32 protein-coding genes and 1 riboswitch are annotated in these 23,807 nt (G+C 53.9%); of the genes, 14 read left to right on the top strand and 18 right to left on the bottom strand.

Annotation, left to right across the window (positions count from 1 at the left end; translation table 11 throughout):
* Positions 1-85: 85 nt before the first annotated feature.
* The 3 genes from I9W95_RS00370 to I9W95_RS00360 form a co-directional block, all read right to left on the bottom strand.
* Positions 86-1,714 carry a methyl-accepting chemotaxis protein gene (locus I9W95_RS00370; protein ID WP_225670545.1) on the bottom strand — a complete coding sequence of 543 codons (1,629 nt, stop codon included), beginning with the start codon at positions 1,712-1,714 and terminating at the stop codon, positions 86-88.
* Positions 1,715-1,805: 91 nt separating this feature from the next.
* Positions 1,806-2,459: a 2OG-Fe(II) oxygenase gene (locus tag I9W95_RS00365; protein ID WP_225670543.1), complete on the bottom strand. Its 654-nt coding sequence runs from the start codon at positions 2,457-2,459 to the stop codon at positions 1,806-1,808.
* Between the two features lie 144 nt (positions 2,460-2,603).
* Complete coding sequence (locus I9W95_RS00360) at positions 2,604-3,218, bottom strand: TMEM165/GDT1 family protein (RefSeq protein WP_225670541.1); 615 nt, start codon at positions 3,216-3,218, stop codon at positions 2,604-2,606.
* 5 nt (positions 3,219-3,223) lie between these two features.
* Positions 3,224-3,410: riboswitch (yybP-ykoY riboswitch) on the bottom strand.
* A gap of 126 nt (positions 3,411-3,536) precedes the next feature.
* Between I9W95_RS00360 and I9W95_RS00355 the strand changes: the two genes are divergently transcribed.
* From I9W95_RS00355 to I9W95_RS00345, 3 genes are all read left to right on the top strand, one after another.
* Positions 3,537-3,713 carry a hypothetical protein gene (locus tag I9W95_RS00355; protein WP_225670539.1) on the top strand — a complete coding sequence of 59 codons (177 nt, stop codon included), beginning with the start codon at positions 3,537-3,539 and terminating at the stop codon, positions 3,711-3,713.
* Positions 3,714-3,825: 112 nt separating this feature from the next.
* Positions 3,826-4,911, top strand: a complete 1,086-nt coding sequence (locus I9W95_RS00350; protein ID WP_225670537.1) for a peptidase M42 — start codon at positions 3,826-3,828, stop codon at positions 4,909-4,911.
* Complete coding sequence (locus I9W95_RS00345; RefSeq protein WP_225670535.1) at positions 4,911-5,324, top strand: hypothetical protein; 414 nt, start codon at positions 4,911-4,913, stop codon at positions 5,322-5,324. The genes I9W95_RS00350 and I9W95_RS00345 overlap by 1 nt, the downstream gene beginning before the upstream one ends.
* A 9-nt stretch (positions 5,325-5,333) precedes the next feature.
* Here the strand turns inward: I9W95_RS00345 and I9W95_RS00340 are convergent, their stop codons facing one another.
* From I9W95_RS00340 to I9W95_RS00320, 5 genes are all read right to left on the bottom strand, one after another.
* Complete coding sequence (locus I9W95_RS00340; protein WP_225670526.1) at positions 5,334-5,657, bottom strand: peptidylprolyl isomerase; 324 nt, start codon at positions 5,655-5,657, stop codon at positions 5,334-5,336.
* 61 nt (positions 5,658-5,718) lie between these two features.
* Positions 5,719-5,970: a cell division topological specificity factor MinE gene (gene minE / locus I9W95_RS00335; RefSeq protein WP_225670524.1), complete on the bottom strand. Its 252-nt coding sequence runs from the start codon at positions 5,968-5,970 to the stop codon at positions 5,719-5,721.
* A 1-nt stretch (position 5,971) separates the two neighbouring features.
* Positions 5,972-6,778: a septum site-determining protein MinD gene (gene minD, locus I9W95_RS00330; RefSeq protein WP_225670522.1), complete on the bottom strand. Its 807-nt coding sequence runs from the start codon at positions 6,776-6,778 to the stop codon at positions 5,972-5,974.
* 42 nt (positions 6,779-6,820) lie between these two features.
* The gene (gene minC / locus I9W95_RS00325) at positions 6,821-7,492 is read right to left on the bottom strand and encodes a septum site-determining protein MinC (RefSeq protein ID WP_225670520.1); all 672 of its coding nucleotides are present in this window, start codon (positions 7,490-7,492) and stop codon (positions 6,821-6,823) included.
* 2 nt (positions 7,493-7,494) lie between these two features.
* Positions 7,495-7,848, bottom strand: a complete 354-nt coding sequence (locus I9W95_RS00320) for a HopJ type III effector protein (protein WP_225670518.1) — start codon at positions 7,846-7,848, stop codon at positions 7,495-7,497.
* 147 nt (positions 7,849-7,995) lie between these two features.
* On the opposite strand from I9W95_RS00320, the gene dinB reads away from it, so the two are divergent.
* The gene (gene dinB, locus I9W95_RS00315) at positions 7,996-9,057 is read left to right on the top strand and encodes a DNA polymerase IV (RefSeq protein ID WP_225670516.1); all 1,062 of its coding nucleotides are present in this window, start codon (positions 7,996-7,998) and stop codon (positions 9,055-9,057) included.
* Positions 9,058-9,061: 4 nt separating this feature from the next.
* On the opposite strand, the gene I9W95_RS00310 is transcribed toward dinB, so the two are convergent.
* The 4 genes from I9W95_RS00310 to I9W95_RS00295 form a co-directional block, all read right to left on the bottom strand.
* Positions 9,062-9,649: a phosphatase PAP2 family protein gene (locus I9W95_RS00310; RefSeq protein ID WP_225670506.1), complete on the bottom strand. Its 588-nt coding sequence runs from the start codon at positions 9,647-9,649 to the stop codon at positions 9,062-9,064.
* Entirely contained in the window at positions 9,600-10,793 is a 1,194-nt protein-coding gene (locus tag I9W95_RS00305) for a glycosyltransferase family 4 protein (RefSeq protein ID WP_225670504.1), read from the bottom strand. The genes I9W95_RS00310 and I9W95_RS00305 overlap by 50 nt, the downstream gene beginning before the upstream one ends.
* 113 nt (positions 10,794-10,906) lie before the next feature.
* Positions 10,907-11,938, bottom strand: coding sequence for an AraC family transcriptional regulator (locus I9W95_RS00300; protein ID WP_225670502.1), 1,032 nt, complete (start codon positions 11,936-11,938; stop codon positions 10,907-10,909).
* A 127-nt stretch (positions 11,939-12,065) separates the two neighbouring features.
* Positions 12,066-12,941, bottom strand: a complete 876-nt coding sequence (locus I9W95_RS00295) for a DUF6685 family protein (RefSeq protein WP_225670500.1) — start codon at positions 12,939-12,941, stop codon at positions 12,066-12,068.
* A 71-nt stretch (positions 12,942-13,012) separates the two neighbouring features.
* Here I9W95_RS00295 and I9W95_RS00290 point away from each other — a divergent pair, with 71 nt between their 5' ends.
* Positions 13,013-13,393: a hypothetical protein gene (locus tag I9W95_RS00290; RefSeq protein WP_225670498.1), complete on the top strand. Its 381-nt coding sequence runs from the start codon at positions 13,013-13,015 to the stop codon at positions 13,391-13,393.
* A gap of 48 nt (positions 13,394-13,441) precedes the next feature.
* Positions 13,442-13,894, top strand: coding sequence for a flavodoxin domain-containing protein (locus I9W95_RS00285; RefSeq protein WP_225670497.1), 453 nt, complete (start codon positions 13,442-13,444; stop codon positions 13,892-13,894).
* Positions 13,895-13,897: 3 nt separating this feature from the next.
* Here the strand turns inward: I9W95_RS00285 and I9W95_RS00280 are convergent, their stop codons facing one another.
* The 3 genes from I9W95_RS00280 to I9W95_RS00270 form a co-directional block, all read right to left on the bottom strand.
* Positions 13,898-14,644, bottom strand: a complete 747-nt coding sequence (locus tag I9W95_RS00280) for a DUF481 domain-containing protein (RefSeq protein WP_225670495.1) — start codon at positions 14,642-14,644, stop codon at positions 13,898-13,900.
* 51 nt (positions 14,645-14,695) lie between these two features.
* A complete protein-coding gene (locus tag I9W95_RS00275) occupies positions 14,696-15,151 on the bottom strand; it encodes a hypothetical protein (protein WP_225670493.1) in 456 nt (151 codons plus the stop codon).
* A gap of 81 nt (positions 15,152-15,232) precedes the next feature.
* On the bottom strand, positions 15,233-15,859 hold the full coding sequence (locus tag I9W95_RS00270; RefSeq protein WP_225670490.1) for a hypothetical protein: 627 nt from the start codon (positions 15,857-15,859) through the stop codon (positions 15,233-15,235).
* A 275-nt stretch (positions 15,860-16,134) separates the two neighbouring features.
* On the opposite strand from I9W95_RS00270, the gene I9W95_RS00265 reads away from it, so the two are divergent.
* Positions 16,135-16,851, top strand: a complete 717-nt coding sequence (locus I9W95_RS00265; RefSeq protein ID WP_225670488.1) for a TetR/AcrR family transcriptional regulator — start codon at positions 16,135-16,137, stop codon at positions 16,849-16,851.
* A 21-nt stretch (positions 16,852-16,872) separates the two neighbouring features.
* Here I9W95_RS00265 and I9W95_RS00260 read toward each other — a convergent pair whose 3' ends face one another.
* From I9W95_RS00260 to I9W95_RS00250, 3 genes are all read right to left on the bottom strand, one after another.
* The gene (locus I9W95_RS00260; protein ID WP_225670486.1) at positions 16,873-17,124 is read right to left on the bottom strand and encodes a hypothetical protein; all 252 of its coding nucleotides are present in this window, start codon (positions 17,122-17,124) and stop codon (positions 16,873-16,875) included.
* Positions 17,125-17,392: 268 nt separating this feature from the next.
* A complete protein-coding gene (locus I9W95_RS00255; protein WP_225670484.1) occupies positions 17,393-18,499 on the bottom strand; it encodes an NAD(P)/FAD-dependent oxidoreductase in 1,107 nt (368 codons plus the stop codon).
* Between the two features lie 58 nt (positions 18,500-18,557).
* The gene (locus tag I9W95_RS00250) at positions 18,558-19,577 is read right to left on the bottom strand and encodes a putative solute-binding protein (protein WP_225670482.1); all 1,020 of its coding nucleotides are present in this window, start codon (positions 19,575-19,577) and stop codon (positions 18,558-18,560) included.
* A 132-nt stretch (positions 19,578-19,709) separates the two neighbouring features.
* On the opposite strand from I9W95_RS00250, the gene I9W95_RS00245 reads away from it, so the two are divergent.
* The 7 genes from I9W95_RS00245 (at position 19,710) to I9W95_RS00215 (ending at position 23,805) form a co-directional block, all read left to right on the top strand.
* Positions 19,710-19,910 carry a DUF2788 domain-containing protein gene (locus I9W95_RS00245; RefSeq protein ID WP_225670481.1) on the top strand — a complete coding sequence of 67 codons (201 nt, stop codon included), beginning with the start codon at positions 19,710-19,712 and terminating at the stop codon, positions 19,908-19,910.
* A 114-nt stretch (positions 19,911-20,024) separates the two neighbouring features.
* Complete coding sequence (locus I9W95_RS00240; RefSeq protein ID WP_225670479.1) at positions 20,025-20,534, top strand: hypothetical protein; 510 nt, start codon at positions 20,025-20,027, stop codon at positions 20,532-20,534.
* A 63-nt stretch (positions 20,535-20,597) separates the two neighbouring features.
* Positions 20,598-20,849 (top strand): DUF4404 family protein, encoded by a 252-nt coding sequence (locus I9W95_RS00235; RefSeq protein WP_225670477.1) that lies wholly within the window; start codon positions 20,598-20,600, stop codon positions 20,847-20,849.
* 16 nt (positions 20,850-20,865) lie between these two features.
* Entirely contained in the window at positions 20,866-21,300 is a 435-nt protein-coding gene (locus I9W95_RS00230; protein WP_225670475.1) for a CBS domain-containing protein, read from the top strand.
* A gap of 195 nt (positions 21,301-21,495) precedes the next feature.
* Entirely contained in the window at positions 21,496-22,197 is a 702-nt protein-coding gene (locus I9W95_RS00225) for a GAF domain-containing protein (RefSeq protein WP_225670473.1), read from the top strand.
* Positions 22,198-22,275: 78 nt separating this feature from the next.
* On the top strand, positions 22,276-23,433 hold the full coding sequence (locus tag I9W95_RS00220; RefSeq protein WP_225670471.1) for a glycosyltransferase family 4 protein: 1,158 nt from the start codon (positions 22,276-22,278) through the stop codon (positions 23,431-23,433).
* A gap of 69 nt (positions 23,434-23,502) precedes the next feature.
* Positions 23,503-23,805 carry a hypothetical protein gene (locus I9W95_RS00215; protein ID WP_225670469.1) on the top strand — a complete coding sequence of 101 codons (303 nt, stop codon included), beginning with the start codon at positions 23,503-23,505 and terminating at the stop codon, positions 23,803-23,805.
* Positions 23,806-23,807: the final 2 nt, after the last annotated feature.

The raw sequence follows: 23,807 nt of genomic DNA, 5'->3' as shown, positions 1-23,807 counted from the left end.
TATGGGTACCGGGACAACGACTACTTCTTTTTGAAAATCAAAGCGGCGTTTCCCGGTAAAGTGCGATGAACCTTTTTTTATGGGCTTACACTCTGAAATTTCCAACAGCAGACTTCAATGTATTCGCCTGAGAATGCAGCCCATCGACGGAACGGACGATTTCGTCGGTGCTGCGTGAGCCATCGGAACTGAGATCTTTTGCTGCCACCAGATTTTCGTTGATGGTGTTAATAACTGAGGTTTGCTCTTCGATGGCAGAAGCGACCTGCAGTATTCGGTCACTGATACTTACCATCGATCCGGAAATATTCTGAATACTGGTTTCCGACTGACTGGCATACTCGACGGTCTTCTCTGCTTTCTGCTGACTTTCATCCATAGTTTCTACGGCTCGGCTAACACCCGCGCGCAGTTTTTCGATCATGACGTTAATGTCGCCGGTGGATTGCTGGGTCTTGCTTGCCAGGGTTCTGACCTCATCTGCTACCACGGCAAAACCCCGACCCTGTTCGCCAGCGCGGGCGGCTTCGATTGCGGCGTTCAACGCCAGCAGGTTTGTCTGTTCAGCAATGCCCTTAATTACATCAAGTACTGAGGCAATGTTCGTGGTCTCGGCTACCAGTTCCTGAATAACATCACCGGAATTGTTAACGTTTTCAGCCAGGGACTGAATTTCATTCATCGCCTGACGAAACTGTGTTGAAACAGCCCGGGCTGCCAGGTCAGCGCTTTTGGCTTCTTCGGAGACCTGCTGGGTATTCGACGATACTTCCTGAATGGCCAGCCCCATTTCATGGTTGGCCGTCGCGACGGTGTCCATAACATCGGCGTATTCAGCGCTGATGCGACGGCTGGCATCTGAACTGCTCTTGAGATGGTCGGATGCGCCGCCCACTGTGTCTGCAACCTGCTGAATATCACTGATCATTTGCTGCATGCCATTGATAAAGCGGTTGAAGTTATGGGCCATTTTACCAATTTCGTCATTGCCCATTCGCGGCATACGGGTGGTCAGGTCACCACGACCGTCAGCCATCTGACCAAGCACTGCACTTAACTGATTGACCGGGCCAGTGATGAGTTTGGGGAATGTGACGCCAACAGCGATGGCTATGACCAGGGCAACGGCAACCAGCGTGAAAATGGTCGTCATAGCGCTGGACTGAGCCTGCAGGGCTTCCTGCTGAAGGTTTTCGGCCTCTTTCCCCAGCATTTCGCCGAGTACGTCCAGAACATCGCGAATACTTTCGAATTCCTGATCGAGACTGCCTGTGCTCTGTTCCGCTGATTGTGCGAAAGATAACTGGCCGCTGCGAACGTCAGCGACCAGTTTTTCTGTTTTCGGACGCCAGCGGGAGAAGGCCTGTAAAAATTTCTGAGCCTGCGCCTTAGCTTGCGGAGAGATGTCGGATGCCGCCACTTTGCCCAGACGTGTCGCAACCTGATCAAGGTTCTCTTTGTGCATCGTGCTGAAGTTATCACCAGCATTGCCTAATGCCATGGTGCGCTCAGCGATCTGAGCCTGATACAGGTCGCGATCGGCGTTCAGCACCAGCTGCAGCGCTGGCAGGTATTTTTCGTTGATGTGGCTGTAATCTGACGAGATAGAGTTCAGTGTCGCTATCTGAATTGCCGACAGAACGGCCAGCAAGGTGCTCAATACCGCAATGGGCAACACAATCTTTTTCGCCAGACTGAGATCAGACCAACTCATCGGGGGACTCCTACAACTTATAAGCGTTTACCTGAAGTGTAGAAGTGATCCCTGCTCTGACAAGCAGGGATTTAATGCTTATCGCTTCTGATCAGCGAGGCGGGTCGATACGTTCTGCGGTGGAGGCATTCAGCCGGAACCAGCCGGCGATACTGTAACGATCACCGTTGGCCGGCAGTACCTCATGTGGAAACTCTTCACTGAGGAATGTAACCAGCGTGCCGCTGAAAGGTGTCACACGGGTGAGCTCTTTGTCGTGATCATCATCGCGATAAATCACCAGTTCTCCACCGTTGTCAGGATTCCAGGTCGGATTCAGGTAAAGCACGGTGGTCAGTACCCGGTTGGCCTGGCCGCGAAATGCGTCCATATGTTTGCGGTAGAAATCGCCCGGGCGGTAGTGAGCAAAATGGCATTCATAACTGAACAGGCCGAGGTAGAGACGGCGATTCAGGTACTGCTTCAGATCGGCCATGTAATTCAGCCAGCTTTGCTCCGCCGGGTCGTCGCCACTGAGCCAGCGAATCTTATCGCGACGGATAGAGCGATCCAGCTGGTGCTCCTGCTGCCGTCCGGTGCCGGCCTGAATAAATGCCTGTTCCTGCAGAGACTGCACGCGCTGTTGCAGCCCTGCGGTAAGAGCAGACGGGAGAACGCCATGAACGATACTGTAGCCGTCGCTACGCAGGCTGTCGGCAATCAGTGCAAACAGCTGCTCGTCGGCTAAAGAGTGGGCCTGGTTCATCGGCGCTCCGCAAAGGTGATCGGGAGCGCGTTTTATCCCATAGCCCGACAGGCTGGAAACGAATTAATCTGATCGTAACGATCAGATTAATCACTGGTTTGTCTGTTGCATCACCAGAGCCTGCCTGATCAGTGTAAACAGGTCTTAGCCAAGCACTACCCAGATTGCCATGGCAATAAACAGAACACTGGTCAGATAGTGAGCCGCTTTCATTGGCATACGGCGCATCAGCTGTTCGCCGAAAATGACGACCGGCACGTTTGCCAGCATCATGCCGAGAGTGGTACCTACCGTAACCCACAGTACGGAGCTGAACTCTGCCCCCAGCAGCACAGTAGCGACCTGGGTTTTGTCGCCGATTTCGGCCAGAAAAAACAGGAAGGTGGTTGCCAGAAAAGCCCCCCATGCCTGATGGGTATCGGTATCGTCGTCTTCCTTATCGGGAATCAGAATCCACAGCGCCATGGCAATGAAACCGCCAGCCAGCAGCCAGCGCGCCAGGTCGCTGTTCATCCAGCTGTTCAGGCTTTCACCCAGCCACACACCGAGCCATGCGGATGCAGCATGATTCAGCAGGGTTGCCACCAGAATACCCATGACGATAGCCAGCTTGTTGCGAAACTTGATTGCCAGCAGCAGTGACAGCAGTTGAGTTTTGTCGCCGATTTCAGCCAGTGCCACAACGAGGGTGGAGGCCAGTACAGCAGAGTGACTGATGTTGTCAGTCAGTAAGGTAAGGTCAGGCAAGGATAGACTCATCACGTAATCACCGGGCGGAGAATTATAACCAAAGACAAACGACGCGGCTCCGCCAGATGGCCACGGCATTTGTCTCAGGTCTCACCAAACCAGCGGATCATACCGCGGTCGCCGGCGCCATGAGCATGAGGCTCAAGTCTGTTGACGCAGGCGCTCTGTTTCCAGAGCAGGTTACTCCCCCAAGAGCCCGGCGATTATATCGCCAGTGGCTGATTCTGTCAGCCGCTTTATAAAAGCGCTTTATCCACAGGAATAAAAAATTTCGATTTACCGTCAGAGACCTTGGTGAAACTATGCCGCCGTTAACGGGAGGGACTTATGAGCCAACAACGCGAATACACTGAATACGATGAATTCGACGATCTCCCGAACAGCCGCAGCAAGCACCGTGGCCGCAGCGCTGACTACGATAAAAAACGTCGTCGCGCTGAACGGATTCTGGAACAGACCCGCTTGCGCGAGTTGTTCGGTTATGACGTCGAGTATGATGACTGAACCACAGAAACCAGCCTGCTGATTATTTGTAATAACAGAGGCGCAGGTCTGTATAGGCCTGCGCCTTTTTTCATGCCATGATCTTTGAAACCCTGATCACTTCGGAGTGACTGTGAAAGACCGTACCGGTTTTCTCGATATTCTTAAAAGCCTGATGCGCAGCCCGGCTGTTGTTGGTGCCGAGCATTCTTTTTTTCGCGTACTGCAGCGTGAGCTGGAGGAGCGGGGCGCGCGCGTGACCTGGTACGAAGGGGTGCTGGTGGCGCAGGGGAATGACCCTATGAGCCTTATGTTTTCTGCGCACATTGACCGTCACGGTCTGGTGTGTACCGGGCCCAATGAATTTCAGTACGCTGCATTTGTGTCCGGTGGTCGTTCCGATCTGCTGGGTAACTCCGTCTCTGAAGAACTGATGCTGCAGATCGTTGATCGTTTTTCCGATGTCGGTGTCTTTGCTTATGAGCCCTGGTCAGGCGCATACCGTGGGAAAGGACAAATTGAAAATGCCTACATTTGTCCACATCGCAATAACCTGATTTTTGAGCTGTCGGGCATGGAACACCTGGTGGCTGGAACGCCTGTAGCCTTTCGTGATGTGTTGCGCACAGAACAAGGCCGTTATCTGGGGCAGCTGGATAACGTGCTGACGGCCGCGATGCTGGTGTATCTGTTTGAGCTGGGTTTTCAGGGCACGGCCTTTTTTACCGCACAGGAAGAAGCCGGACGCAGCTGGCGTTACCTGCTGGAATGGTTCCGTCGCTTTGGTGGCTCTACTAACCAGCTGGTGGTGGTGGATACCAGTCCGTACCCTGACAATGCTGCAGCCAATGAGCAGCAACTGGTGCTGCGTCACAGCGATGCCAATGCCACCTTCAACCGCGAATTAACTGAGCGACTGGAAGAACGTTGCCGGCGATTGGGGATTAAGGTCAGCTTTAAGGACGATTATATCCGCCGCCAGAACGAGCTGAATGCCACGCAGGGCCTGCCGCAGAAATCACTGGGTAGTACCGAGATGGGGCGAATTATTGCAGCCTCGGGTGGCCTGGTGGATGGCACAACACTGCAGATTCCGACGACGGGCTATCACACGATGGACGAAAGTGCTTCAGTGGAAGCCTGTGATGCATTTCTGCGTATTCTTTGTGATCTGGCCGGTGTGCGTTATCCATACTGGCGATACGAGCCGATAGCCTGATGAGTAAGATGATTTGTGAAAGGGTGGCCGATCTGCCGGAGGTATCCGACGAGCCATCATCCGATATAGCCTGTTTCATTCGTCGTGGTGATGAATCCCAGCCGCATTTGCTGGTGTATGAGTGTCATCGTGACTTCCAGTCGGTACCTCGCACCTGGGCGGTTGTGACACTGACTTGTCCGGATCCGGATGCCTTTATGCTGAATACCGGCGATGAGGAGTTACCGGAAGATGTGGGGGTTTATCGCTGGCTGGAATCGACGGCTGCTACCGACGAAGCGCCTCATCATCTGGTGCTGGTCAGTCGTCAGCGAGCGGTGGAAGTCGTTTGCGCAGAATTCAGTTTACTGGAGCGGGTTTACCACGCTGCAGATGCTGCTCAGGCGATGGTGCAGCACCTGCGTAGCGAATAGGCCGGGCTTTTATTCTTCAGCGTCTGCGTGCTCGTCCATGATCAGCGGGCGCTCGGGCTTTTTCACCGCTTTCAGAATATGAAAACCCAGCGAGGTTTTAACCGGGCCCACATATGGCTGTTGTTCATCGTGTTCGTACAGCGCGTGGACCAATTCACCAGGCAGTCGGTCGGTGTGATGGAAACCGGCAAAGCCTTCATTGCTGGCGGATGGACAGGCAGAGTATTCGCTTGCCATTTCTCCGAAATCAGCACCGAGCTGCAGTTCCTGCATAACATCGCTGGCCAGTAACGGGCTTTTCAGAAGAATATGGTGAACAGGGATTGTGGACATGATGCCTCCGTCGTCGCTAACCGCTTAAGTGTAGTTCAGGCTGAGGCATTTTCATGCCCGATCAGCGATCGGGCAGCGTGACGTTCAGCTCAAGTACCGAGGTGGTACCTTGCTGTTCAAGGCTGACATTGACGTCCTCATCATCGATAACGACGTATTTACGGATCACCGCCAGCAGCTCCTGCTGCATTTTTGGCAGGTAGTCCGGCCCATTGGTCCGCACCCGGTCGTGGGCGACCAGAATCTGCAAACGCTCTTTGGCAACCGAAGCGCTGCTTTTTTCTTCCTTGCGGAAATATCCCAGCAAACTCATATCAGCCTCCGAATACGCGTTTCAGGAAGCCCTTTTTCTGCTTCTCCAGGAAGCGGTGCGGGCGGTCTTCGCCAAGGTAGCGGGACACGGCATCATCGTAGGCCTGGCCGGCGTCGCTGGCATCATCATGGACCACAGGTACCCCCTGGTTGGACGCTTTCAGGACGGCTTCAGATTCCGGAATCACGCCCAGTAGCGGGATGGCCAGAATATCTTCCACGTCCTGCACTGAAAGCATTTCACCGCGTTCTACGCGTTCAGGGTTATAGCGTGTCAGCAGCAGATGCTCTTTTACGCTTTTGCCTTCTTCAGCGAGTCGGGATTTGCTCTGCAGAATGCCAATAATACGGTCGGAGTCGCGTACGGATGATACTTCCGGGTTGGTCACGATGACGGCTTCTTCGGCAAAGTAGAGTGCCATCTGAGCACCGTGCTCAATACCGGCCGGAGAATCACAGACGATGTAATCAAACTCTGCGCGCAGGTCGTTCAGAACTTTTTCAACACCTTCCGGCTTCAGAGCATCTTTATCACGAGTCTGGGATGCTGGCAGGACAAACAGATTGTCCAGGCGCTTGTCTTTAATCAGAGCCTGTTTCAGTGATGCTTCGCCCTGCACGACGTTAACAAAGTCGTACACCACACGGCGTTCACAACCCATAACCAGATCGAGGTTGCGCAGGCCTACGTCAAAGTCGATAACGACGGTTTTGTGTCCCTTCATAGCCAGAGCGGCAGAAAAGGCTGCGCTGGTGGTGGTTTTGCCTACGCCACCCTTACCTGATGTAACGACGATGATTTTAGCCAAAGCCTTAATTCCCTGAAAAAACTGTGTGTCGCGCAGTATTTATCAAACGCTGGTGATGTTCAAGTTGCCCTCAGCGAGGCTGATGACAACGGCTTTCTGATGGTCTTCCGGTGCAGCTTCAAACAGACGGTACTGGCCGGCAACGGACACCAGTTCAGCATCAAATTGCTGACAGGCAATAACCGCTTGCTCATCACCTTTGACACCGGCCAGAGCACGGCCGCGCAAAGCTCCGAAAATGTGAATATCGCCGGTGGCCAGCACTTCGGCACCATTACTGACCATGCCAAGAATAATCAGGTCGCCATCGGTGTACAGTTGCTGGCCCGAACGTACGTTGCCGGTGTGAACCTTTACGCTGCGTTGCGGTGTTTCCGTCGCGGTGTTCTCGCTGGTTTTCACGGCTTGTCGCGCATTACCCTTGCCGAGGTCGGCGAGCCCTAATTCGCTTGCCTGCTGGCGTTGAATCTCACTGGCATTGCGCACACCAACCGGCAGCATACCGGCATCACGACAGAGCGTATGCAGAGCATTTACATCCAGCATCTGCGCAGCATCACTCAGGTCGAGTACGCAGGGCAGGTTCTGAAACAGAGCCGGAGCTTCTGCCTTTTTGGTTGCCAGCTCCTGCTGAATGCTGTCGATATCTGCTGCGCTGAAACTGAGAGTTGTCAGCGGTACCAGACCGGCTTTTAAAACAACCGCATTGCTCATAGTCAGGACTTCTGAGTCAGCGGAAACTGGTCAAAGGTAATGTTTTCCAGACCTTCACGCAGAACACGACGCAGGTTGTGGTGATTATCTGCTTCAGGGGTGGCCAGCACATCGCGGTAGTGCTCACCAAAACAGCGCAGAGTCTGTTCCTGGCTCAGGCCCAGGTGCTGTGCCAGAGCAAAGACTTTGCAGCTGCCCTGATTCTGATCGACGCTGTTCGCCACATTGCCATTCATAAAGGCAGACGGTGTGAAGTCAAACCACCCGGCAATAAATTCCAGCGTGCTGCTGAACAGATGGTCGTCCGCTTCGATGGCGGTCAGAAAATCAGATTTGGCTTGTTCAAAAGTGCTCACAACGGCTTTCCCATAACAAAACATTCGAAAATCGGCGCTAAGGCTATCACTGCGGACAGGGGCTGTCATGGTTGTTGATTTTGATGCTGTATGTATATACAGTTCTTTTATTGGTGTCATGAGTTACAGGAATGAGGGTCGCCGACGATGGATGCACAGCCAGATCCGAAGGCAACACAGCGTAAGGTTATTCACATCGATTGCGATTGTTTCTTTGCCTCGGTGGAGATGCGTGACAACCCGGCGCTGCGTGATGTGCCTATTGCCATTGGCGGTGAAGCAGACCGGCGCGGGGTGATTGCTACCTGTAACTATCCGGCTCGCGCTTTTGGTGTGCGTTCTGCCATGGCCACGGCACAGGCCCGTAAGTTATGCCCAGCGTTGATTCTGGTGCCGGGGCGTATGAATGTTTACCGCGAAGTCTCTGCGCAGCTGATGGCTATTCTGGAGGAGTATGCCTTGCAACTGGAGCAGGTGTCGGTGGATGAAGCCTACTTGGAAATTGCCAGTCATCTGAATGCGACTGACATCGCCGCGCAGATTCGCCTGCGGGTAAAGGAAGAGTTAGGGATTACCGTATCTGCTGGTATTGCTCCCAATAAATTTCTGGCAAAAATTGCCTCCGACTGGAATAAGCCAGATGGCCAGTGGGTCGTCAGGCCCGACCAGGTCGATGCCTTTGTGCGTGAGCTGCCACTGAATAAAATTCCCGGCATAGGCCCGGCAATGGAAAAGAAGCTGGCGCTGTATAAGTTGTTTACCTGTGAGGATGTACGCCAGTGGCCGTTAACTGATCTGGTGCGATTGTTCGGACGTACGGGGGCTACTTTATACGAACGTGCGCGGGGTATTGATCACCGTTTACTGAACCTCGAACGGCCGCGAAAGTCATTAAGCGTTGAGCGAACGTTTGCGCAGGATCTGAGTGGTGAAGAGGCCTGTATTGGCCAGCTTGGCACCTTGTGGGAGCGTTGGCTGGAACGGGTTGAACGCAGTGGCTGGCAGCCGGCGGCACTGGCGCCATTTGTAAAGGTTAAGTTTGCCGACTTTACCCAGACGACACTGGCCGACAGCCATGAACAGGCCAGTGTTGGTGGTTTTGAACGTTTGCTGAAGCTGGCGCTGCAGCGTGAAAATAAAGCCGTCCGTTTGCTCGGGATCGGTGGCCGTTTACCGGATGTTGATCGCAGTCAGATGACTTTATTCTGAGCGCTTACACAGCGCTCGCAGCAAACATACCAGCCGGCCACAGCATCAGTGACAGATTGCTGATCAGTAATCCCAGTGTGGCACCGACCAGAACATCGGTCGGGTAGTGCATGCCAAGAATGACCCGTGACAGGGCAACCAGCAAAGCAAAAGGCACAACCAGCCAGAACAGTGGCGGATAAAATACTGAGAACATCACAGCAAAGTTCACCGCGTTCATGGTATGGCCGGATGGGAAACTGTACAGATCCAGTGGTGCCGTGTGAGCGCGGATTTCTCTCCACGAAATGAATGGTCGCTGGCGAACGAGGCGGTTCTTCAACTGGCTGTATATGGCGACACACACAAGTCCGCTGACGGCGATATGGCCAATAGCAGCAAGCCCCTGTTCCAGCCCCATAAGTAAAGGCAAAGACAATGCCAGCGTATACCAGAAAACCCCATCTCCGAGGCGACTGATGCCTTTAAAAAACAGGCGAATGCCACGGAAGTGACCGGTACGGTTCAGCAGCTGACACAGGGTCAGTTCGAGGCGGTCTGCCTTACTGAACAGCAGCGCGTTTTGGGGCTGTAATGTTTTGCTCTGATTCATAGCGAGCCTCCTCATTCTGAACGCCGCTCAGGCGTTGCATAAAGTCATTCACAATACTGTTCCAGCCGATCGTTTCGGCGTGGCTGCGCGCAGCTGCACGAACCTTGTTCAGCAGATTCGGGCGGTCTGCCAGCGCGAACACGTTGTTGGTAAAGGCACGCTCATCCGCAAAGGGGGCCAGCATGCCGTTCATTTCATGGCGAATATATTCGTGACCAGCGGCGTAGTCGAAGCTGACCACGGCCAGTCCGCTGGCGAGGGCTTCTGTGACGACGTTGCCGAAGGTGTCGGTGAGACTCGGGAACAGGAATATGTCGCCGCTGGCGTAATGGCGTGCCAGATCTTCACCGCGCTTGATGCCACAGCAGATAACATCGGGGTACTGCTGCCGAATCGAATTCAGTGATGGCCCATCGCCGACCAGAACCAGGCGCACGCGCTCGTCGGTCTGACGCATAGAGCGATAACTGCTGAGGGCCAGACTGAGATTTTTCTCTGGCGCAATGCGGCCGACGTAAAGCAGCACCAGATCGTCCTCACGTACGCCCCACTGGCGACGCAGTGCCTGATCGCGGCGAGCCGGTGAGAACAGCTGGCTGTCGACGCCACGCGACATCACGGCAACATTATTGAAGCCATGTGCGCTCAATTCCTGTTGCTGTACTGAGGTTGGTACCAGAGTGGCAGCAGTGAGGTTATGAAAATGGCGCAGGTAGCGATATGCCACTGTTTCCAGCACACCGAGGCGGTAGTGTTCGATGTACTGGTGAAAATTGGTGTGAAAGCCACTGATTACGCGGATGCCCTGCGCCCGAGCCGCCTTTACCGCTGCCCAGCCCATAGGTCCTTCTGTGGCGACATAAACGGCCTGGGGACGGAACTCGCGCAGAGAACGGGCAATACGACCGAGAACCGGTAAACCAAAGCGCATACTGTTGTAGCCTGGTATTGGTAATCCTGGCAGCAGTACAGTGTCGGAGTCAGCCTGTTCCTTGCGCTGCTGACGTGGGCGGATGACCTGAACTTCAACACCGCGCTGACGCAGACCATTCACCAGATGACCGAGCGTGTGGGCAACCCCGTTGACTTCCGGTGCAAAGGTTTCGGTAACAATGGTGACGCGTTGCAGGTTGCTTAGCTTCATAGTTCTTAACGTTTATGGCTGTTAAGACCTACTTTGCGCAGCAAGTATGACAGTTATCTTTCAGTGAGGTGACGGTCTGGTGAAGTCACAGCAATCCGTTGCTGTGAATCGATTCAACCCTGACGTTCTTCGCGGTAATAAGACGGTGCGTGCTGTGTCCAGCGGCGGAATGCCTTACGGAAGTTAGATGGGTCGGAGTAACCGACCAGAGCTGCCAGCTCTTCAATCGGCAGGTTGGAATTGCGCAGGTATTCAATCGCCATCTCTTTACGAACCTCATCCAGAATACGCTGGTAAGAGGTACCTACATCCTGCAGGCTGCGGCTCAGAGTACGGGTTGAGGTCGCCAGTTGGCTGGCCACTTCGTCAACCGGCGGGAAAGTCCCGGGGTTGCGCAACAGAATTCGCCGCACCTTGGCAACAATGCCTTCTTTCGGCCCCATGCGGGTGAGAATTTCCGCACACTGTGATTCCGCCATTGCCGCCGTTGCACTGTCGGCCATAGCAACCGGAATATCCAGAATATGGGTATCAAATACGATTTCAGTACGTGGCTGATCAAACAGTACCGGGCACTGGCACAGGGCTTCATAAGCTTCAACATACTGCGGGCGGGGATGGTTGAGGTGAACCTCCCGGGCCTGTATGTCATTGCGACCACTGAGGAAGCGCGCCAGTGTCACAAAAATTCCGACAAACACGTCACACAGCATGCGATACATGCTCTCAAACGGAATATGAGAGGTCAGGCGAATAGCCGTGGTGTCATCGTTTTCCGCCATTTCGAAGGTAAATGCCGGATCAACCAGAGTGTGGTATTTCAGCCCGAGACGCACGGCACTGCGCAGGTCGGCACAGCTGAGAATGGCATAGCCGAGCATGCCGAACTGATTGATATTGATGGCCTTGCCCAGGTCCAGACCCAGGGTTTCATCCGGGTACAGGCGTATAAGATTCTCAGCCAGCAGCAGCATTTGCTGGTAGGTGAGACGGGCGCTGGGATCAGACAGTTGCTCTGATGTGATACCCGTACGGGCTAAAAGCTCGTCCTGAGTAATGCCTTTATCCTGGCCTACACGAAGCATGGTCGCGGGAATATTCACCGGAACCAGTGGTTCGGTCAGGCTCCAAGTACCTCGGATCATGTGAGTACCATTATTGTTATAGTTGCCGATAGGATGACAGGCTTGCCCAGTAAATCAAGGGGGTAATGGTCAATTCGGGCCTGTTTTTGGCGTAATGTACCCCGGGTGAGTATACGCCATGGCGTATTCACTGGTTTCTGAAAGGATGGTTCTGACGGCTCAGCCAGCGGCCGAATTCCAGGATTTGCTGGCTGGAGCGATTATTGAGCAGGTTGAGCATGATCTGATTCAGCTTGCGGTTGTTCTTGCGGCCCACCAGAAATACGAGATCACTGCGACGCCACTCAAATTCACCCATCACAGCCGGAAGCTCGGCGCGGCTGATCAGGTCGAACATCGGGTAAGCGCTGTCGCGCGTCAGCAACAGCAGCCAGTAATCACTGCGAATCCGGTCCAGTGCTTTCTGATTCACGCCTTCGATACTCAGCGTGGCCTGGATATTTGCGTTACGCTGTTTTTGCTGGGCATAGCGCAGTGCCGCCGCGAATGCCGGCGAATCGCCATTGTTTATCCAGTAGTAACGTCCGTCCCACTCGCGGTAAACCATGCGGTGCGGCTTGTTGCTGTCGGGAAAGGCATCACGCAGATTGCGGTCAAAATCGTCTTCCGACTCAAAACTGATTGAGCCACAGGTGTGTTCGGCCCAGGACAGCAGATTGGGCCACTCTTCTTCCTGACTGCTTTGCTCCAGACCATCCAGCGCCATAATCGACACCGGCCGCTTCAGCTCGCGCTCTGTTACCAGCTTGCTGAGTAATTCGGAGAGGTCTTTCCAGTCACTGTCATGGGCCTGTAAGGACTCTGACAGCGCAGCCACGATGGCGTGCAGGCTCATCCAGCGATGACAAAGGAAGCTGTTCGGATTAAGGACGCCCAGTGGCTGCAGACGCATTTCCCGCGCCGCCTGTTTGGCATACCAGGCGGGAAACAGGCTTTGCAGTATCCGGTTAAAGAAGCCTTCGATGTCCAGAGGATCGGCGTTTGTGCCTTCCGTTTCCTTCATTATGCGGTGAATTCCTGATTGGCAGTCTATTCTGATATCAATTAAGTAAAGCATGTATGGGAGCATTGGCTATGTCAGGTCCCTCCGAAATACCATCGCCACTGGAAGTGCTGGCGCGAATCGACGCTGCACTGGAAGCCTCGGGGCTTAAGTCGCCGGGTGCTGAACGGGAGCCGTTGCCGCTCTACTGGCAGCTGCTGAATGAATGGCTGATCAGTCAGCATCAGCCTGAAATGGCTACAGCGGATGAGGCGACGCTGACCGAATGCCTGCGACAGTTACCGCCGGCAGCGGTGCGCAAGGCATTACAACGCATTCGCAATGAGGCACTCGATTTGTGTCGCGCTCATAAAACGCTGAATGACTGGAATCAGCGCGACATGGAAAGTCTTTACCAGCGTTTGTTGCTGGCAATTGCCAGGCCTGATCAGGCGGCTGGTGCAGGATTCTGATGACGGCTTGCTCGGGGTATACTGCCGCGCTTTTACCCCGGAGGTTTTATGGCAAAGGTTTATCTGGCGGTTGGTACGGTGACAGGCACCGCGACCGCCGTAGCTCAGGCATTGGCCGCCCGTCTTGAAGAGTGTGGTCATTCTGCGATCGTGGATACGACACCAGGTGTCGAAGCGCTGAATGACAGTGCTGCGGATGCTGTACTGATCTGTACCTCGACCACTGGCCGCGGCAATCTGCCGGCGAATATCGCCCCTTTCTATATGCAGCTGGAGCAACAGTGTCCGTTGCAGAACGGGCGTCCGTTCGGTGTCATCAGTCTGGGGGATTCATCCTACGACAGTACTTTCTGTGCCGCTGGTGGCTTGCTGCAGGAGCGTTTCCTGGAGTTGCAGGGTACTGAGCCAGTACCCCGCGTCACTATTGATGCAACCGAAACCGTTACCCCGGATGACGATGCATTGTTCTGGCTGAACGAGTGGATTGAAAAAGCCCTGTAAGCCTCAGAAACGGAATGCCAGCGTCAGGTGGGTCTGATGGTTGTGGTATTCCGTGCCTTCCGGTGGTTGCGTGTCCCAGCGACTCTGCCATTGCCATTTCAGGTCAGTCTGGCTGGCGACAGGGAGAGTGATCGCCAGCTGCCATAGCGCGCGCACATCGTCGACGTCGTCAACTGACGGCTGCACATAAATGGTTGTCTGAATCATGCTCGGGTTCAGCCGCCATTGCAGGTGGCTGTACAGATTCAGGCGAGTCAGCTGATTACTGTATTCAGTCCCCTCAGCACGTTCCTGCAGTTGTTCATGAAAAACACCCACGCCCTGAAACCAGCGACTCTCCTGAGCGAAGCTCTGCTGGTGACGTACACCGGCACCGATAAGCATACGGTGCAGTAAGGCGGCAAACGGATCTCGCTCAAACTGTGCAAAGCCTTCCTGCGACCAGCTGGCCATATGGTTATGCACGAAACGGGCATGAACGAAGGTGTCATCGTCAGTGCGGGCACCATTACTGGTGCCGTACGCACGGTTCCCCCAGGCGAAAAACCGGTCGGTTTCGTTCTGCCAGCTGGTATTAAGGCCAACGCGCCATTTTCGTTTTTCATTGTTTCCGGACTCGGCGTCGAAGCCGACCTCCGCTTTACTGTGCCAGCCCGGTTTTTCATCGACGGCACGTTTTTCTTCGACATTGGTGATGGCCGCAGCCGGGAAACAAAGGGCTGCTAACAGGGCAGCGGATAAGAAGCGCATGGCGGTCCTCCGGGAAAAGGGCACCATTATACAGATGTGGAATAAGACTTCTTACTGAAGTGGGCGAGCGGAGGCAATGTTGTGAATCAGGGTGTGCAGTTTACTCACCTGCTGACGTTCACTGTATGCGACTCCCTTTACTGCAAACTGGTCCACGGCATCATCCAGCAGAGCGACGGCATTAATGGTGTCTTCTTCACTGAGCTCTGCACGTGCGGTGTTAATGACAGCAAATGCGTTCAGATCCTGGCCACTGACCAGCCCGTATTGTTGCAGACGTTGTTGCAGGCTGGAGGTATCGCTGGCGCTGAGCGCAGTAACATCGAAGTCGGTTGCCACGGCGCTGACCATCAGTGCTCGTTGTGATGGAGCGTAAAGTGCATTTTCCGGGGAGTCTGCAGAGCTATCGGTGACAGCCTGGCTTGCCTGAATGTCGGCCGCACTGCCTGTCTCTTCGCTCAGGGGCAGTGGCTGATTCTGCAGGTAATTGGTGAGTGCACTGATCATGATAAATCCTCCGGTCAGGAGGAATATTGCAGATCCTGTGCCAGTCTCCGGGGGCTGGGCGATAGCCCCCGTAAACCCGTATCAGAAGCGGTATGAGGCACTGAGAACCGGGCCGAAAGCGGCAATTTGCCAGCGCGGAGCGTCAGCCTTTGCCGTTTCCGTAACCAGCTTGCCGCTGTTGTACAGATACTCAGTCGCGAGCATGTGCTCTGGCGCTGACAGGATCTTAACTTCGGAGGCAACCACGCCGGTAATGAAGGTCATCCAGCCATCGGCAACGCGGCCATCATCTTTGGCAACGGCCAGTCCGGCCAGACCATTCACCACAGACGCCAGAACATGGTTGAGCGTACTTTGCTCATAGCGTTCACGTTCGGCAGCAATTTTCATCCAGGCTTCGGCTCTGGCCAGTTTGCTGTAGCGCTGTTCCGGTGTGTTCTCTGGCATTGCCCGTAGCTGCTCAGCAAAACTGTGAGTGCGCATAGGGTTCAGTAACATGTCGGCGGCACCAAGGAAGCTTGTGGTGAAACCGACTTTGCGATCGTAGCGGTTGTGCTCACCTTCTGTCTGAGAGTAGGCAATGCCGTTAACAGCAGCGACTCCGGAGAACAAACCAAACCAGCCGTACTGCCACAGTTGTGAATCAGGAGCGGCCTGAGCAAAGCGCATATTGAGGAAATGCAACTTATCTGTGTCATCTGCGGCCATAACACTGGCACTGCCTGACAGGAAAAGTGTACAAAGTAGCCGCAAAGATATCTTCGCCGTGAATACGGATTTCATTGGGTGCCCTCTTGTTGTTTGAGTTATTGGGTGAGCCTATCAAACAGTAAAGTGGAACATCTGTACAGTTTTGTCTGCTGTGTCAGTGAAGTTTTGCCTATTCAGTGTCACCGTGCGACGATAAAGCGTTTTCAATTGGTTGTCTGATAGTCACAATGTGAACAATTTTCAGGTGACCCGTTCAGGAGAAGGAGATGGTATTGGCTGCTGAATCAGCAACGGATAAATCGAAACCGCTGCAGTATCAGGGACGTAAGGCGATTCGTGCTAAAAGCGAGCATCGCCGTCGGGTTATTCTGGAAGCCGCGTTGCGCATTGTTATCAGTGAAGGTGTACGCGGTATTCGCCATCGTGCGGTGGCAAAGGAAGCAGGCGTGCCTCTGGCTGCCACGACCTATTATTTCAAGGATATTCAGGAGCTGATCGTCGATACCTTTACCCTTTACACGGAAAAGGCGTTGGAAACGGTTAGTGAATTTACCAATCAGTTCTACCAGCCAATGATCTCGATGACGGGAACCGGAATCAATCTGGCGACGGCGGAGGGGCAGGAAGCTCTGCTGGAGTACATGGTCGAGCAGATGACGCAGTACCTGAAAGATCAGGTGACAGTCCAGCGCGATATGCTGGTGGCAGAACAGGCCTTCCGTTATGAGGCGATTGTGAATGAGAACATCCGCCACCTTGCACAGATGCATCGTAAAGCGCTGTTTGATCGTGCCGCTGAATTCTTTTCAACCGTGGCGCGTTCTTCCAGTCCGGCGGAAGACGCTGAGATTATCCTCGGTCTTTTTCACTCGCTGGAGTATCGCTGGTTACTGAATAATGAGCCGGAAGATATGACCTTCCTGACCTCGACGCTGCGACGCTATATAAGCATCATGCTGCCGAGTCTGTTGAAAAATGGCGCCTCCTGAGGCGCCATTTTTTTTAAGCGCTTACAGCGCGAAATGGTAACCGGCCTGGCCAAGCATCATGCGCATCAGTTTCAGCTCGGTGTCAGAGAAAGAGTGTACGCTGGCGCAATGTTCACAGACGTACGTACCGTGTTTTTTCAAGGTCTCCAGACAGATGTCTGTGCTTTCCGTGCAGTCATCGCAGTGAAGAGGGATCATCACCTTGCCCGACAGGATGACACTGATATCGCCCGTGCTGGTCATGGGTTCTTCTACCGGTAACGGCTGGCTCATATAAGTCCCCTTGCGATTGATATTTTCTTAACAACTGTTCTTAGAATAGCAGGCGTTTGACTAATGCTTGTGTCGTATCAGGGCGTTATGGTGAGCATTCGTAACACTTAATGTGACTGTGTATGACTGCCCGGTGAACAGTGTATCGCTTCAGTAACATAAAAGTACAATCTATGTCCTGAGCGGAATATAGGGTCTTAACCCCATGATTTCCGGTGTTTATTTACCGAAAATACGGCTGACAGATAAATCAGCAAACGACTTTTCTTCATGCCATTTGTAACAGCTCTGTTACTTCCTGAGCAATGGCAAGGGACGACGTCAGGCCCGGACTTTCGATACCGAACAAATGTATAGCTGCGGGCGTTACATGAGTCAGGCGTATATCGAAGTCGGCGGCAGGCTGACTGGCGCTGTGCAGCTTGGGGCGGATACCGGCATAGTCGGCGTGCAGACGCTGCCTGTCGATGCCGGGGAAGTAATTGCGGATGGCGGCGTAAAAGGCGGACTCGCGCTCAGTTGGCACCTGATAGTCGTCAATCTGATTCCGGTGCAGGTACTGGGTGTCTGGCCCGAAGCGCACCTGGCCACTCAGGTCCAGCGTGGCGTGGATGCCCAGACCGGTGAGGTTGTCTTCTGGCAGCGGGTAGATCAGATGTGAAAATGGCGCTTTCCCTGAGTAACTGAAATAGTGCCCGCGGCAGGGATACAGCGGCGGAATATCTGCGCTGTTCATGTCGCACTGTGATGCCAGCTGCTGCGCGTGCAAGCCTGTGGCGTTGATGAATACACTGGCCGATGTCTGATAGGGGCCATCACTGGTTTGCAGATCAATCTGCCAATGGTTGTTTTTAACTCGGGCGGCACTGACGTGGGTCTGGCGCATCAGCAGTGCGTTGTTGGCTTGTGCCAGCTGTGCCAGCGTCTGCATATAGTGGTGGCTGTCGATGATGCCCGTGGTGGGTGACAGTAACGCACATTGCCCCTGCACGTCGGGTTCCAGAGCGGTCAGCGCATGCTGATCCAGATACTGCAGGGGAATATTCAGGCGTGCGGCGGTGGTTTGCAGTGCCTGGATTTTCGGATGGTTTGCTGTCGGGGCGATAATCAGCTTGCCGGTTCTGCGGTAGGGGACATTATGCCGATTGCAGAAATCGTACAGTAAGGCTTTGCCCTGCAGGCACAGGCGTTCTTTCAGTGAGCCAGCCGGGTAGTACAGACCAGCATGGATAACCTCACTGTTGCGGCTACTGGTTTCCGAACCAAACAGGTCGTTTTTTTCTGCCAGCAAGACAGAGCCGGATCGGCTGAGTGCTCTGGCGATTGCCAGACCGACAACCCCGCCCCCGGCAATGCAGAAATCAAATTCAGCCATGAGTGCTCAACATCCGTTACTCGCCTGCAGGCATTGTAACGGATGTGTCAGGAATTCATCAGCCCTCAAGCTTTTCTGCACACTCATAGTGGCCTGGTTCGGCACGACAGCGGAGACGGAACATCAGTTTCATCATGCGTGGATCGTAGACGCCATCATTGGTCAGACTGACACGGATCTGACGCAGCATTTCCTTGTAGTCCGTTTCCATTTCAGGCGGTAACTTCTGCCAGTAATTTTGCGGAATATCACTCTCGGCCTGACGGATGTGCTCCATTGCCTGATCAAAATGGCGGAAGGCGTAATCACGACTGGCCTGGGCAAAGCCCTGAGGAAAACGGTCGGCCTGAACAACCAGCTGGAAATTCATCTGCGCCAGACTGAACTGGTAGATACCGCCTTTTTCGCCAAGCCCTTTGTACATTTCGAAAGGCTGGTAGGCAATAGCAGGCGCGTAAGCGATATCCACATCACCATTATTAAAGCGCGGGGCAAAGGTAGCCACAGTTGAAGGCACCATGGTGGCACCGATGTGCTCCACGACTTTCAGCGATGCCTGGTCGTAATCCAGTGTGGCTATGCGTTTACCCGCGGCGGCTTCCACTGAATTGATAGCCTTGTCGCGCACAAAAACGTACACCGCCCCGCCTGGCATGATGCCGGCAACTTCATACTTCCCCTGCTTCATGTACTTGCTGGCTTGTGGCTTGGCCAGCATGGCAATCAGGGTCTGCAACTGCTGGTAATCGCTGACACCACCGAGAGCTTCGATACTGGCGGTAAAGCTGTTATAGGGACGTACGCGGGTTCCGGTAACTCCCATCGCGTCACATTTCCCGGCGTTAAAATCGGCCGTGACTACGGCTTCGCTGGTGTAGGCCCTTAATTCAAAGTTCACGCCCCAGCCTAACGCTGCTGCCTGATAATCGCGCATGGCATCGAATACCGGCCCCTTCGCACCCACCGGGTCAAAAACACAGAACGAGCGGTCGATGATTTCTGCCGTAGCGGCTGAGCTGATAGTGAGCAGAGCTGACGTTGCAAGGGTCAGCAGAACGGAACAGGCGCGCAAACGCATGTTAGTTACCTCTTTATTATTATTTGAAATGGTACGTGAGTCTGACGCCGGACATCATACCCGGGGTAGCGCTGCAGTGCAGCCCTGAGTAACATACGCGCTCTTTTTGGATGCTAAGCACGGGCCCCTGATATGAATGCAGAACAGTTTGAAAGCCTTTCCATGACAATCGGTATAACGATTCTCATCGGTTTTATGTTCTTCATTGTCTGGGATCTTGGTAAGCGTTCCAATGCCGGTAAATTTGGTATGTTTATCCTGTTTTTCGCCCTGGGACTGGGCATGTTGGGTTTTATTATCAAAACGGTTCTGGTTGAATTTCTCGACTTCTGAGGCTCTGGGCAAGGCCGCCAGCTGACACTCTGGACGAGTTGATTCGCAGTTGGCCGAATATTTGTCTATACATGGATGAAGGCTTCCCGGTGAAGCGAACAACAAGGAGTTGTTATGAGTCTGTCAACGGCGACGGCGCTGCACGATGCTGCGTACACGCTGAATCAGCCTGCTGCGGTGTATCGCCGTGATGGTCTGGCTGCCAGTGTGGTGAATATTCCCGATGATCCGAAACGCCAGGGTGTCGTAGGGTTCACTCCGCAGCTATCGCAGTTAATTGATGACGCCTGGCCGTTGATCTGGCACCAGATGGATCGCATCGGTGCTACGGCTTCTCTGCCACTTTATTTTTTCTACGTTAATCCCCGTGACCCGGTTGCTGACAACGCAGCAGCCCTGCTGTCGCTACTGACTTCCTGTCAGGGACGTCCGCTGGTTTGGGCCCCGCTGTCGACCAGTCATGCTGCCATTCTGCATACATTGCGGCTGATTTTGCCGGAGCTGTCCACTCTGGATCTGCAACAGGCAACGCTGTTGTATGTCGGCGACAATGCTAACCGTGCGCCGCTGCAGGCGATGGCAAAGCAGAGCCGGATTCCATTCAGTTTCCACGCCTTGTATTGATCTGGATTAGCCTTGAACCGTTGGCTGTTGTTAGACTGAGGTATCTGAACGAGGAATGAAGTTATGCCCAGGAATGAACTGAAACAACAGCTGCAGGCGCTGCATGAAACCCTGAAGGAATCCCCACAGGTTGATGATGAAACCCAGTCCCTGCTGCAACAGATTGCTGTCGATATCGGCGAGCTGGAAGTTGGCAATGCTGCTGACCTGAGTGAGCGGGTGCAGGAACAGGCTGTTCAGTTTGAACAGGAGCATCCGGCACTGGCAGAAATTCTGCGTCAGATCGTTGATACACTCGGACGCATCGGCGTCTGATCAACAGGAGACAGTTATGCGTCATATGCCAACACTTGCAGAGGTCATGACGGCCTTTCCGGTACATGTGGATGAAAGCCTGCCGTTGCCGCAGGCGGCTGAGGTGATGGCTGAACATAACTGTCATCACCTGCCGGTAATGAATGGTCATGAGGTGGTTGGCCTGCTGACTACTGAAGATCTGCGCCTGGCGCAGCAGCCGGGGCACTCAGTGACCGAGCTGGGTGAGTTGTCCGCCGGTGATATGTGCCGACGCCAGTTGAAACAGGTCGATCTTCATACCCGGCTGGATGTGGTTCTGCTTGGTATGGCGGAGCAGGGAATTTCTGCAGTGCTGGTGATGCGTCAGGACAAACTGGCCGGCATTCTGACCAGTCAGGATGCTTGTCGGGGATTCGCCCATTGGTTGCAGAAAGAGTATCTGCCTGCGGATGATCCGGGTGTGGCCTGATTATAAAACACACAATCTGCACCAAAATGATTCCCGGCGAATCCCGCAATGTTAACAAATGGCGCATTTAATGCGCCGTTTGTCGTTTTAAATCCTGATTTTGCGCGTTGAATCCCTTGATTCCTGCGTTTTCAGCGTATTTGACAGAGCTGGTACGGTCTTTGCGAAGGCATAAGTATTCAGGAGGAACAGCCTATGCCTATGTACAAGATTGCCGATATGCAGGATTACCGTCAGAACGCCGCTAACAGTGCTATGCCAGGAGCCTGGCTGAACTGTGTAACGGAAATTCTGGAAAGCCGTTACCACGATGACGAAAGCATTCAGCAGCTGCTGATGCTGGTGGCTGAGCAAACGGGGTTGAGTAATGTCTCTATTGCTCTGCCGGACGCTCCAAGCCGCTTCAAGGCTCAGTATTGCTCAACGGGTGTGACTAACGGTGTTTACAGCTTTGCTGTACAGCATGCGTTGTGCCGTCAGTTTGAGTCCCGTGAGTGGCTGGTGATCAAAGAGGGTAGTGAACGTCCGGAACGCTTCGAGCCGTACGCTGACTCTCTGAGCAAAACTGACCGTTGTCTGCTGGTGCCATTGCTGCTGCGTCAGTCTGTGCTGGCCGTCATGGTGATTGACCTGCGCGGTGCCCGTAGTGCTGAGCTTGACCTGTCACTGGTTAACTTCTTTGCTGCTCAGATCGCACACCTGTTGGCCACTCAGGTGGTACCAAACTTTAAAACGCTGTATGCCCGTCCTTACCAGCGTGTACAGGCCGATGAACTGAGCGATATTCATGCCGCCATTGAAAAGTGCAGTGGTAACAAGACCATGGCCGCCAAAGTTCTGGGGCTGACCCCTCGCCAGCTGCGCTACCGACTGTCGAAACTGTCTGCTGAGTGCTGAGCCAGAGGCTGTTCTTCATTAAAGTGTCATGGACGCGACGGCACACTGGAGTCTGAAGTCCCAGAGTGTTGTCTGTTCATGAATACCCTTCGCTTAGCGGTTGTCACCGAAACCTACGTTCCCGACGTTAACGGTGTCGCCAATTCCCTGCGTCAGCTGCTGAAGTCGCTGTCGGCTGATATCCGCATTCAGATTATCCGTACCCGTCCTGACCGGGACTGGTGTCCAGAGCACGAAGAAGTCTGGACGCCGGGTGTACGTATTCCTATGTATCCTGACCTGCAACTCGGTTTACCGGTAAGACGGCGGATTACCCGCGTGTGGGACAGCTATCAGCCGGATGTGGTGTACATTGCTACGGAGGGGCCGCTGGGCTGGGCCGCTTTCAATGAAGCCCGCTTGCGTGGCATTCCGGTGGTCAGTGCTTTTCACACCAATTTCCATCGCTACAGTGGTTACTACGGTATCGGCTGGCTGAAAACTCTGGCGCTGGCCTGGTTACGACGTTTCCACAATCGTACGGCACGAACCATCGTGCCTTCGGCGGACGTGGCGAATGATTTGTGCGCCAGCGGCTTCCAGCGTGTTGAAGTATTGCCGCACGGTGTTGATTGTCAGTTATTTCATCCTCAGGCACGCTCATCGCACCTGCGTGAACAATGGGGGGCCGATAGTGCAGTACCCGTGCTGTTGTATGTGGGGCGGATTGCCGCTGAAAAAAACATCCCGCTGGCGATAAAGGCCTGGCAGCGCGCCTGTCTGAGTCGGCCTGACACTCGTCTGGTTATGGTTGGCGATGGCCCTTTGCGTACTGAATTACAGCAGCGGTTCCCGCAGATTATCTTTGCCGGCGTGCAGACCGGCGAAGCGCTGGCGCGTCATTTTGCTTCAGCTGATGCCTTTATTTTTCCAAGTCTGACGGAAACCTTTGGTCTTGTCGTTCTTGAGGCGATGGCCAGCGGTTTGCCTGTGGTGGCGTTTGATATGGCAGCGGCTGCACTTCATGTGTGCTCCGGAAAGAACGGTGAACTGGCAAAGTGCACAAATGATGAAGAATTCATTCAGGCCACGTTAACGCTGCTGGCGTCTGATGTAAAAAAACAGGGAATCGAGGCTCGTAAAGAAGCAGAGAAAGCCAGCTGGCATAGCGTGGCGGGGCGCTTTGAGCGGATTCTTCACGAAGTGATACGCGAAGCAGAAGGTAAAGCTCAGTCGACAGTTGAAACTCTGGTATGAGCATTGCAACCCGGTAGGTAATGATAATTTCTATCATTAACAGAATGTCATGCTGCCGGGGGAAAGCACATGGAATTTAACCGTCGTAACATTGCTTTACTGCAGAAAATAAAACGACTTGCTAAAGAAGAGCAGGGTTGTGTGATTCACTACGATTCACCAACGCTGGAGCACGACCTGCGTCTGCTGGTGAAAAGTGGCGTCAGCCACGAATTGCTGCAGATGATTGAAGACTTTCTGCCATCGGAAGAACCATCCGCTGCTCAGGTTGAAGTGGTGAGGGTTTACCGCGGCAGTGCGGTGCTGATGGATGATGCCAGTCGCACGGCGAATCGCTCTCAGAAAATCTACCGCGGACAGGTTGTCGCCTGATT

It is taken from the genome of Thalassolituus marinus (assembly GCF_020320395.1).
Classification (GTDB): Bacteria; Pseudomonadota; Gammaproteobacteria; order Pseudomonadales; family Oceanobacteraceae; genus Venatoribacter; species Venatoribacter marinus.
The sequence above is the reverse complement of the archived record's forward strand: the minus strand, read 5'-3'. Positions and strand labels throughout refer to the sequence as shown.